This is a genomic window from Streptomyces sp. NPDC107559 (assembly GCF_055657365.1).
Genome location: NZ_JBVKBD010000007.1, coordinates 171,291 through 179,899, shown reverse-complemented (window position 1 = coordinate 179,899; position 8,609 = coordinate 171,291). Strand labels below are relative to the sequence as shown.

Here is an 8,609-nt window from a genome sequence, read left to right as displayed (position 1 = left end):
GATCCGACCGGTCCCCGGATCCGACCGGTCCCCGGATCCGACCGGTCCCCGGATCCGACCGGTCCCCGGATCCGACCGGTCCCCGGATCCGACCGGTCCCCGGATCCGACCGCGCCCCGAAGGGCGGCCGCTACCTGGCCAGGAGCCGGTCCGTGATCTCCTCGATGCGCTCGCGCAGCCCGTCCTGGCTCTTGCCGCCGTCGAGGCGCTCGCCGCCGATGACATAGGTGGGGGTACCGGTCACCCCGATGGCCTTGCCCTCGGCCTGGTCGGCGTCCACGATCAGGATGTGCCGGCCGTCGACGAGCGCCGTGTCGAACTCCTCGGCGTCCAGGCCGAGTTCCCCGGCCACCTCGACCAGGAAGCGTTCACCCCGGTGGTCGAGCTCCTCGACCCGGCCCAGGACCGCCTCGATGTACGGCCAGCCCCGTCCCTGCTCCATGGCCTCCTCGACGGCCTGCGCCGCGGCGAACGCGTGCTTGTGCTTCTCCAGCGGGAAGTGCCGCAGCCGCAGCTCCAGCCGGTCGCCGTACCGCTCGCGCAGGGCACGCAGGTCGTCGAGGGCGCTACGGCAGTCCGGGCACTGGAGTTCGCACCACACGTCGAGTACGGCGGTGGGGGCGGCGGGGTCTGCGGGGTCTGCGGGGGAGGAGTCGCTCATGCCCCCAGTCTCCCAGCCCCGCGCGGCCGTCCCAACCGGGACCGGCACGGTCGTCGGGACGGCCGGCCGGAGGGAGCGCCGGGCCGGCGGCGGCCGCGACCGGCACCTGCGGAGGAGCCGACCCGGAGATGTCCCTGATGTGGGGCCGGACGATGGCCCGAGGGGGTCCGGGCGGTGCAGGATGGAGGGGACGAAGTGTCCCTTGCCCGACGAACCCTGCCTGGAGGACCGGATGATTGCCGAGACCGTCTGTTCCGCCGTCTCCGTGGCAGGCCTGGGCATCGCGGCGGTCACGGCCTACCGCAGGCGCTTCCTCAAGGCCGCCCGCATCGCCGCCTACTCCCTCATCCCGATCGGCCTGGTGATGACGGGTGTCGTCGGCTGGGCCGCCGACACCGCCTTCAGCCCGACGGCCTGGGCGGGATTCGGCGCGCTCGCCGCGTCCTGGGCGCTGTTCGCGACCACCCGTGCGGTCGAGCGGCGCGGCGGCGGCAGCCGCAAGCAGCGCAAGGAGGCCCGCTCGGCACCGCGCGAGGCGGCGCAGCCCGCGGCCCCGGCCCGCGAGCTGGGGCCGGCCACCCGCCCGGCCGCCCGGCCCGCGGCCGCGCCGGGGCAGTCTCCCGCGGACGACTTCAGCGACATCGAGGCCATCCTGAAGAAGCACGGGATCTGACGTCGGGGACCCCGGGCGGGCGACGAGCCCGACCCGGGCTGAAACGACACAGAAGGTCCGGCTCGGTCAGAAAATGATCAAGCCTTGCCCAGTGTGTGATCATGCCCCACCCCACACGTCACGGATTCTGGCGAACTCCCGCTCTTTACGGGCGTGTTGATCGCGTGGGCGGGGTCGGCTGCGTCATCATCGCCGCGAGATGCTGGACACGAAACAGAGCGATGCCGCGCCGCAGCAGGACGAGCCGCGCGGATGCCTATTCGCCCTTTCCCAGCCACCGCTGATGATCTTCCTTGCGGTGATCGGGTGTCTGCTCCTCATGGCCTCTTTGCATGACCTGCTGATGCTGTGAGCCGTACCCGCGTTCCCCGGCGTCACCCGCCGGGGATCGCGTCGCATCCCACATGTCGTGCCCGCGCGGGTCTCAACCCGTGGCTTCCTTGCGTCGCGCCCGGTACGCGGCCACATGCAGGCGGTTGCCGCAGGTCCGGCTGTCGCAGTACCGCCGGGAGCGGTTGCGGGAGAGGTCGACGAAGGCGCGCCGGCAGTCCGGTGCCTCGCAGCGCCGCAGCCGCTCCTCCTCCCCGGCCACCACGAAGAACGCCAGGGCCATCCCGCAGTCGGCCGCCAGGTGATCGGCGATGGAGGCACCCGGGGCGAAGTAGTGCACATGCCAGTCGTAGCCGTCGTGGTCCGTGAGCCGGGGCGTGGTGCCCGCGGCCGCGATCAGATCGTTGATCATTCCGGCGGCCGTCCGGGCGTCCCGGGCCGCGAAGATCCCGGCGAACCGCCCGCGGATCCGGCGCACCGCCGACAGGTCGAACTCCGACAGCACCCCGACGTCACTGACCTCGTGCCTTCGCACGAAATCCGTGAGGGCCCGGAGGTCCGCCAGCCCGTCCGGGGCCGACTCGTCCTCCGGTGCGGTGTTGACCAGATCCACCACGGCGTCAAGGGCACGCCGGGTGTCGTGGGTGATCAGCACATTTCGCTCCCTGACCTGGGGGTGGGCGGACGCCCGCCGATGCTGGCCGATGGTAGTGCTTCCCGTGACCTCGACGACGGCGGTGCGCGGACCACGCCTGCCCGTGGAACGACCCCGGCCCCGCAGGCGTTCCCGGCCCGCTCCGCCCGGGGCGCCCGCACGGACGGCAGCGGTGACTCTCTGTCACTGTCCGGGTCCTCCGGCGCGCTGTCACTGTCCGGCTCCTCCGGCGCGACCGCGACGACCCGCCAGCACCGTCACTGCCCCGCCTTCCCGCTCGGAGCGAAGGCATGCCTGCCGCGAACAGGCACGCCGACGCCGTCACCGTGGGGCCCCACGGTGACGGCGTCGGCGCATACCGTATGCGGTTGTCTTGGCCCGAGCCGTCTCCCCGAGTGGACGGCGCCGGGCGGCTCTGTGGCGGCCTCGGCCTAGCTCTCCGCCAGGATGTGTGAAAGTTCCTGATCCAGATCGAAGTGCCGGTGCTCGGTGCCCGGCGGCACCGCGGCATCAGTCCGCTTCAGGAACGACTCCAGGGCCCGCGCCGGGGCCTCGAGCAGAGCCTCACCCTCCGGAGAGCTCAGGGCGATACACACGACACCCTGACCGTGGCTGCGTGACGGCCATACGCGGACGTCGCCGGTACCGGTGGGACGATGAAGTCCCTCAGCCAGGAGGTCGCGGGCGAACACCCACTCGACGGTCTCCTCGGCTCCGGTGTGGAAGGTGGCGTGCACGGCATAGGGGTCGGCCGTGTCGTACCGCAGGCCTGCGGGGACAGGCAGGGATGACTCGCTCGACACAACGAGGCGCAGGTGCAGCTCGCAGCTGACCGTGGTGTTCATAAGCGCCAGGGCCTTTCCGCTCAGTGTGCGCTCGGGGATTCGCACGTCGGCGAAATCGACATGCCACCTACGGTGCCGTTGTAAACCCCTCTGAGTGTTTTGCGTGCGTTTATGTAACTCTTTCGGCCGAGGATCCGTTCGGGTGCTACGACCATTTCGGTGACCGGATTGTCTCGGGTAGTGTTCATCGGTATGAACACGGGGAGTGACGAACCGGGCGAGGTCGCGGTGACATCGGACGAGACCGGGCCGGCCGGGAAACCGGACGAGGCGAGAGCGGGCGGGCCCGACGGGCCGGACGGGGCGGACGGGAGCGGGCTCGGCTCCAAGGCGCCGGAGTTCGTCAAGGCTCGCCGGATGCTGCACCTGAGCTGGCAGGTGGGCGTCTTCGTGGTGGGCCTGGCGGTCGTGGTGGCCGGCGTGATCATGCTGCCGCTGCCCGGACCGGGCTGGGTCGTGATCTTCGGCGGTATGGCGATCTGGGCGACCGAGTTCGTGTGGGCCCAGCTGGTGCTGCGCTGGACCAAACGCAAGGTCACCGAGGCGGCACAGAAGGCACTCGACCCCAGGGTGCGGCGACGCAACATCACCCTGACGGCGATCGGCCTGGTGATCGTGGCCGTCCTCGTCGGGATCTATGTCTCGAAGTTCGGCGTCGTGATGCCCTGGAAGATCAAGGACCAGTGATCCGGGGCCGGGCGCGGGGACCGGCCGGCCTCGTCCGCCGCCGGTCACAGGTACCCCCTGACATGGGGTAATGTTCTTCCTGTGCCCGGGCGATTAGCTCAGTGGGAGAGCGCTTCGTTCACACCGAAGAGGTCACTGGTTCGAACCCAGTATCGCCCACCCGGACACAGCGGCCCATCTGCGAATGCGCAGGTGGGCCGCTGTTCGTTGACCGCAAATGAGCCGCCGGTCCGTCGGGCGAGGCCGCGTTCTCGCGCTGCCCGGCCGTCGTGCGCTGGCGTGGCGCCCGTCGATGTGCTCTGCTGCGGCGCCCTGGCCGGCGCAGGGTCCGCGGCGACTCCTGATCCCCACGGCGGTGCGTGATCGATCCCCTCCTCGGTGCGTGATCGATACCTCCGGCGGTGCGTGATCGATCCCCTCCTCGGTGCGTGATCGATACCTCCGGCGGTGCGTGATCGATCCCCTCCTCGGTGCGTGATCGATCCCCTCGCCGGTACGAGATCGATCCCCTCGGCGGTGCGTGATCGCCTCGGCCGTGTCGCGGCCACGCTCCGGATACGTCCCCGCGGAACCCGGCCGCCGTCCCCGCCGCCACCTGTGGCATTCCGGCCACCTTCGCGCCGCGCCCCGCTGTCGCCCCGCCGGGCTCGCGAGTCACCCGCGGACCCCCTCGCCCCGCCGTCGGCTTCCGGCCGGTACGCGCCGGTGCGTGCCGCCCCGCTCCCGGTTCGGCCCGTCGGCGCCGACGGCCCCACCTGCGCCGTCGGCCCGTCCGGCACCGCCCTCGACGTTCCCTGACCAGGGGGTCGCCGGGGTGCCTCGGAAGAATTTCCTGTCCGAATCATTGACGCACCCTCAACCCCTCCGTAGCTTGTGCCAGCAAGCGCTTACTTGAAACGATTCATGAGCGGCGACGATGCTGCGGGGAGGGGCCCGACTGTGGGAACCGGGAATGTTGAGAGGCGCACGATCCTGAAGGCGGCCGGAGCCTCGATGGCCACGCTGGGCCTCGCCGCCACGACGGGCTGCGGCGGTGACAGCGGCACCTCGGCGGACGGGACCGTGACGATCCGTTACTCGTGGTGGGGCGCCGACGAACGGGCCAAGAGGATCAATCAGTCCATCGCGCTCTTCGAGAAGAAGTACCCGAAGATCAAGGTTAAGACCGACTTCCAGGACTACGCCTCTTTCTGGGAGAAGTTCCAGACACAGGCCGCCGGCGGAAATCCGCCGGACGTATTCCAGAACGCCGTCGGATTTCTTCGGAAGTACGACAAGCGCGGCATCCTGATGGATCTCAAGTCCCAGATAGACGCGGGCAATCTGAGCCTCGACCACTTCCGTGCCGGAGTCACCAAGGTGGGCGAGGTCGACGGCAAGCAGCTCGGCATCCCGGTCGGGTCCAACACCATGGCGCTGGTCGTCGACAAGAAGGTGCTCGCGAAGGCGGGCGTCGACCCGCAGTCGGGCTGGACCTGGGACGAGTACTTCAAGGCCCTGAAGACCATCCACGACAGGACCAAGGTCCCGGGCGACACCGGCTACTTCGGCATCATGTACCTGTACGACCTCTATCTGCGGCAGAACGGCAAGGCGTTCTTCGACAAGGACGGGCTCGGCTTCGAGCAGACCGATCTGACGGAGTGGTGGACGGACGGCTACAACCGGGTCAAGGCCGGGATCATCACCTCGCCCAAGATCGTCGCGCAGGACGCCCCCAAGTCGTCCCTCTCGGCGGGCCACGCCGCCTGCGAGTTCACCTGGGACAACTTCACGGTCCGCTACTCGGCGGAGGGCACCAGCGAGTACGGCCTCGCCCCGATCCCCACCATGGACGGCAAGAACACCGGCCAGTACCTCGCCTCCCTGATGCTGAGCGCCTCGGCGCGCACGCAGCATCCGAAGGAGGTCGCCCGGTTCATCGACTTCATGGTCCACGACCCCGAGGTCGGCAGGATCATGGGCTACGACCGGGGCGTCCTGGCCACCACCGACCAGTTCGACGCCTACAAGCCGACCGACGCCGTCGGCAAGGAGATCGCGCAGTACGAGCAGGACACCGCGGCGGCGGGCGTCCTCGGGGCCATCACCCCCCACCCGTCCGGTGCCGACACGGTCGAGGCGGCCTTCCTGCGCATCAGCGGCGACATGGCCCAGGGCAAGACCAGGGTCTCCGACGCCGTGAAGCAGTTCTTCTCCGAGTCCGAGGCCGCCTTCCAGGCCTGACCTGATTGGGAACACCCGTGACGCTCGTCAAGGACGCTCCGCCGGCCCTGCGGAAGGTCCGCTCCGGAGCCCCCGCCGTACGCCGGCGGGGGCGCCGGGAGAATCTCGCCGGCTACCTGTTCATGTCCCCGTGGATCGCGGGCTTCCTGCTCCTGACCGCGGGCCCGATGGCCGCCTCGCTGTACTTCGCGTTCACCGACTACAACCTGTTCACCAGCCCCAGGTGGATCGGCTTCGGCAACTTCACCCGGATGTTCGACGATCCGCGCTGGCAGAAGTCGGTCGAGGTGACGGCCAAGTACGTCGTCATCGGCACCCCGCTGAAGCTGCTGCTGGCCCTCGGCGTCGCCCTGCTGCTCGCCCAGAGCCGACGCGGCCAGGCCTTCTACCGGGCCGCGTTCTACGCCCCGTCCCTGATCGGGGCGAGCGTGTCCGTCGGCTTCGTATGGCGCGCGATGTTCTCCGACGGCGCCGTCGTGGACCAGGGCATGTCGGTGCTGGGCGTCCACGTCGGCGGCTGGGTCGGCAACCCGGACTGGATCCTCTACTGCCTGGTCGGGCTCACGGTCTGGCAGTTCGGCGCCCCGATGGTCATCTTCCTGGCCGGTCTCAAACAGGTGCCGAAGGAGCTGTACGAGGCGGCGGCGATGGACGGGGCAGGACCGCTGCGCCGGTTCTGGAGCATCACCCTGCCGATGATTTCCCCGGTGCTCTTCTTCAACGTACTGCTGGAGACCATCCACTCGTTCCAGATCTTCGGCTCCGCCTACGTCGTCTCCAACACCAGCTGCGGTCCGGCCGACGCCACCCTCGTCTACACCTGCTACCTCTACCAGCAGGGCTTCAAGAACGCGCAGATGGGCTTCGCCTCCGCGATGGCCTGGATGCTGCTGCTGGCCGTGGTCCTGGTGACGGCCGTCCTGTTCTGGTCGCAGAAGAAGTGGGTGCACTACGAGAACGACACGGAGGACGCCCGATGAGCGCCACCGCCCCGCCGGTCACCGCCGCGCCGGCCACCGCCCCCGTCGCCCACCGTCCGGCCGTGTCCCGCCGCCGGGCCGGCTCGCTGGTCTGGCACCTCGGCTCCCTGCTCGTCCTCGCCGTCGTGCTCTACCCCGTCCTGTGGGTGATCGGCGCGTCGTTCAAGCCGAGCAAGGACATCCTGGGCAGCCTGGAGCTCTTCCCCGCCAAGCCAGTCATGGACAACTTCACCGGTCTGGCCGACGGCATAGCGGACGTCTCGATCTGGTCGTTCTTCCAGAACTCCCTCCTCTACGCGCTCGGCGCCGTGGCCGGTGTGCTGATCTCCTGCTCGCTGACCGCGTACGCCTTCGCCAAGATCAGGTTCGCGGGCCGGAATCTGCTGTTCACCCTGATGATCGGCACGCTGCTGCTGCCGTACCACGTGCTGCTCATCCCGCAGTACGTGATGTTCCAGAAGATGGAGCTCATCAACACCTATGTGCCGCTGCTGCTGGGCAAGTACCTGGCCACGGAGGCGTTCTTCGTCTTCCTGATGGTGCAGTTCATGCGCAACCTGCCGAAGGAGCTCGACGAGGCGGCCCGTCTCGACGGCTGCGGCCATCTGCGGATCTACTGGTCGGTCGTGCTGCCGCTGTGCCGGCCGGCCCTCATCACCAGCGCGATCTTCACCTTCATCAACGCCTGGAACGACTTCATGGGCCCGCTGATCTACCTCAACGAGCCCGGCAAGTACACCGTCTCGCTGGGCCTGACGATGTTCCGCGACTCGGACGGCCTCGCCTCCAACTACGGCGGGCTGATCGCGATGTCGCTGGTGGCGCTGCTGCCGGTGCTGCTGTTCTTCCTCGCCTTCCAGCGGTACCTCATCGACGGTATGGCGACCTCCGGACTGAAGGGCTGAACGGTCCCACCATGGCCGAAGCACGGGTGAAGGCGCGCAAGGAGCGCAAGGAGTCCCCGCTCGCGGAACGGTTCGGGGTGTTCGCCGAGTGTCTGCTGACCGGCGTGTGGATCGCGGTGGCCTCGCTGGGCGTGGTCACCGCCCCCGCCGCGTTCGCCGCCGGGGCGAGCCATCTGCGTCGCCGGGTCCGCCACGAGCGCGGCGGGCTCAGGGAGTTCGTGGCCGACTTCGGCGCGGCCCTGCCCGGTGGCGCGCTCGCCGGGCTGGCCTGGTGGGCGGCCGTCGCGGCGGTCTGGGTCGACGTCCGGGCCGCGCGGGCCGGGCTGCCCGGCGGCCCGCTCGTCGGCGCGGTCGGTGCGGCCGCCCTGATCGGCCTCACCGTGGCCGGACTGCGCGCGGCGGCGGTGTGGACACCGGGGGCACGCTGGCGCTCGCTGGTGGCCGAGGCCGGCCGTCGTACGGTGCTCGACCCGGCCGGATCGTTTCTGCTCGTCGGCGGACTGGCGGTGGTGGTCCTGTCCGGCTGGCTCACCCCACCGCTCGCCGTACCCGTGCTCGGCGCGGTCGCGGGGGCCGCGGTGGCCGTGGAGGAACGCCGGGAACTTTACCGGCGCCGCTGACGCCCCACCGGCCCCGTTCACGCGCCG

10 protein-coding genes and 1 tRNA gene are annotated in these 8,609 nt (G+C 69.9%); 8 read left to right on the top strand and 3 right to left on the bottom strand.

Translation table 11 applies throughout. The features are described from left to right. Positions 1 to 130: 130 nt before the first annotated feature. Positions 131 to 661, bottom strand: coding sequence for a DsbA family protein (locus ACZ7OY_RS22075; protein WP_471912917.1), 531 nt, complete (start codon positions 659 to 661; stop codon positions 131 to 133). 181 nt (positions 662 to 842) lie between these two features. On the opposite strand from ACZ7OY_RS22075, the gene ACZ7OY_RS22070 reads away from it, so the two are divergent. Both ACZ7OY_RS22070 and ACZ7OY_RS22065 read left to right on the top strand, forming a co-directional pair. Next, on the top strand, positions 843 to 1,334 hold the full coding sequence (locus ACZ7OY_RS22070; protein WP_471912916.1) for a hypothetical protein: 492 nt from the start codon (positions 843 to 845) through the stop codon (positions 1,332 to 1,334). Between the two features lie 199 nt (positions 1,335 to 1,533). Beyond that, complete coding sequence (locus ACZ7OY_RS22065) at positions 1,534 to 1,686, top strand: hypothetical protein (RefSeq protein WP_202919857.1); 153 nt, start codon at positions 1,534 to 1,536, stop codon at positions 1,684 to 1,686. Positions 1,687 to 1,758: 72 nt separating this feature from the next. Here the strand turns inward: ACZ7OY_RS22065 and ACZ7OY_RS22060 are convergent, their stop codons facing one another. Next, complete coding sequence (locus ACZ7OY_RS22060) at positions 1,759 to 2,319, bottom strand: CGNR zinc finger domain-containing protein (protein ID WP_471912915.1); 561 nt, start codon at positions 2,317 to 2,319, stop codon at positions 1,759 to 1,761. 431 nt (positions 2,320 to 2,750) lie between these two features. Continuing rightward, positions 2,751 to 3,164, bottom strand: a complete 414-nt coding sequence (locus ACZ7OY_RS22055; protein WP_004002642.1) for an SsgA family sporulation/cell division regulator — start codon at positions 3,162 to 3,164, stop codon at positions 2,751 to 2,753. Between the two features lie 192 nt (positions 3,165 to 3,356). Between ACZ7OY_RS22055 and ACZ7OY_RS22050 the strand changes: the two genes are divergently transcribed. From ACZ7OY_RS22050 to ACZ7OY_RS22025, 6 genes are all read left to right on the top strand, one after another. Continuing rightward, entirely contained in the window at positions 3,357 to 3,851 is a 495-nt protein-coding gene (locus ACZ7OY_RS22050) for a TIGR02611 family protein (RefSeq protein WP_471912914.1), read from the top strand. A gap of 87 nt (positions 3,852 to 3,938) precedes the next feature. Then, positions 3,939 to 4,010, top strand: a tRNA-Val gene (locus ACZ7OY_RS22045). A gap of 780 nt (positions 4,011 to 4,790) precedes the next feature. Then, complete coding sequence (locus tag ACZ7OY_RS22040; RefSeq protein WP_471912913.1) at positions 4,791 to 6,077, top strand: ABC transporter substrate-binding protein; 1,287 nt, start codon at positions 4,791 to 4,793, stop codon at positions 6,075 to 6,077. Positions 6,078 to 6,094: 17 nt separating this feature from the next. Continuing rightward, entirely contained in the window at positions 6,095 to 7,057 is a 963-nt protein-coding gene (locus ACZ7OY_RS22035; protein WP_471912912.1) for a carbohydrate ABC transporter permease, read from the top strand. Beyond that, positions 7,054 to 7,962, top strand: a complete 909-nt coding sequence (locus ACZ7OY_RS22030; RefSeq protein WP_471912911.1) for a carbohydrate ABC transporter permease — start codon at positions 7,054 to 7,056, stop codon at positions 7,960 to 7,962. The genes ACZ7OY_RS22035 and ACZ7OY_RS22030 overlap by 4 nt, the downstream gene beginning before the upstream one ends. Before the next feature lie 11 nt (positions 7,963 to 7,973). Continuing rightward, the gene (locus tag ACZ7OY_RS22025) at positions 7,974 to 8,582 is read left to right on the top strand and encodes a hypothetical protein (protein ID WP_471912910.1); all 609 of its coding nucleotides are present in this window, start codon (positions 7,974 to 7,976) and stop codon (positions 8,580 to 8,582) included. Positions 8,583 to 8,609 lie beyond the last annotated feature (27 nt).

What these genes read in the sequence shown, in the direction of transcription:
- ACZ7OY_RS22050 (WP_471912914.1), top strand. Translation starts at nt 3,357, where the DNA reads ATGAACACGGGGAGTGACGAACCGGGCGAGGTCGCGGTGACATCGGAC.
- ACZ7OY_RS22070 (WP_471912916.1), top strand. Translation starts at nt 843, where the DNA reads ATGGAGGGGACGAAGTGTCCCTTGCCCGACGAACCCTGCCTGGAGGAC.
- ACZ7OY_RS22030 (WP_471912911.1), top strand. Translation starts at nt 7,054, where the DNA reads ATGAGCGCCACCGCCCCGCCGGTCACCGCCGCGCCGGCCACCGCCCCC.
- ACZ7OY_RS22065 (WP_202919857.1), top strand. Translation starts at nt 1,534, where the DNA reads ATGCTGGACACGAAACAGAGCGATGCCGCGCCGCAGCAGGACGAGCCG.
- ACZ7OY_RS22075 (WP_471912917.1), bottom strand. Translation starts at nt 661, where the DNA reads ATGAGCGACTCCTCCCCCGCAGACCCCGCAGACCCCGCCGCCCCCACC.
- ACZ7OY_RS22025 (WP_471912910.1), top strand. Translation starts at nt 7,974, where the DNA reads ATGGCCGAAGCACGGGTGAAGGCGCGCAAGGAGCGCAAGGAGTCCCCG.
- ACZ7OY_RS22055 (WP_004002642.1), bottom strand. Translation starts at nt 3,164, where the DNA reads ATGAACACCACGGTCAGCTGCGAGCTGCACCTGCGCCTCGTTGTGTCG.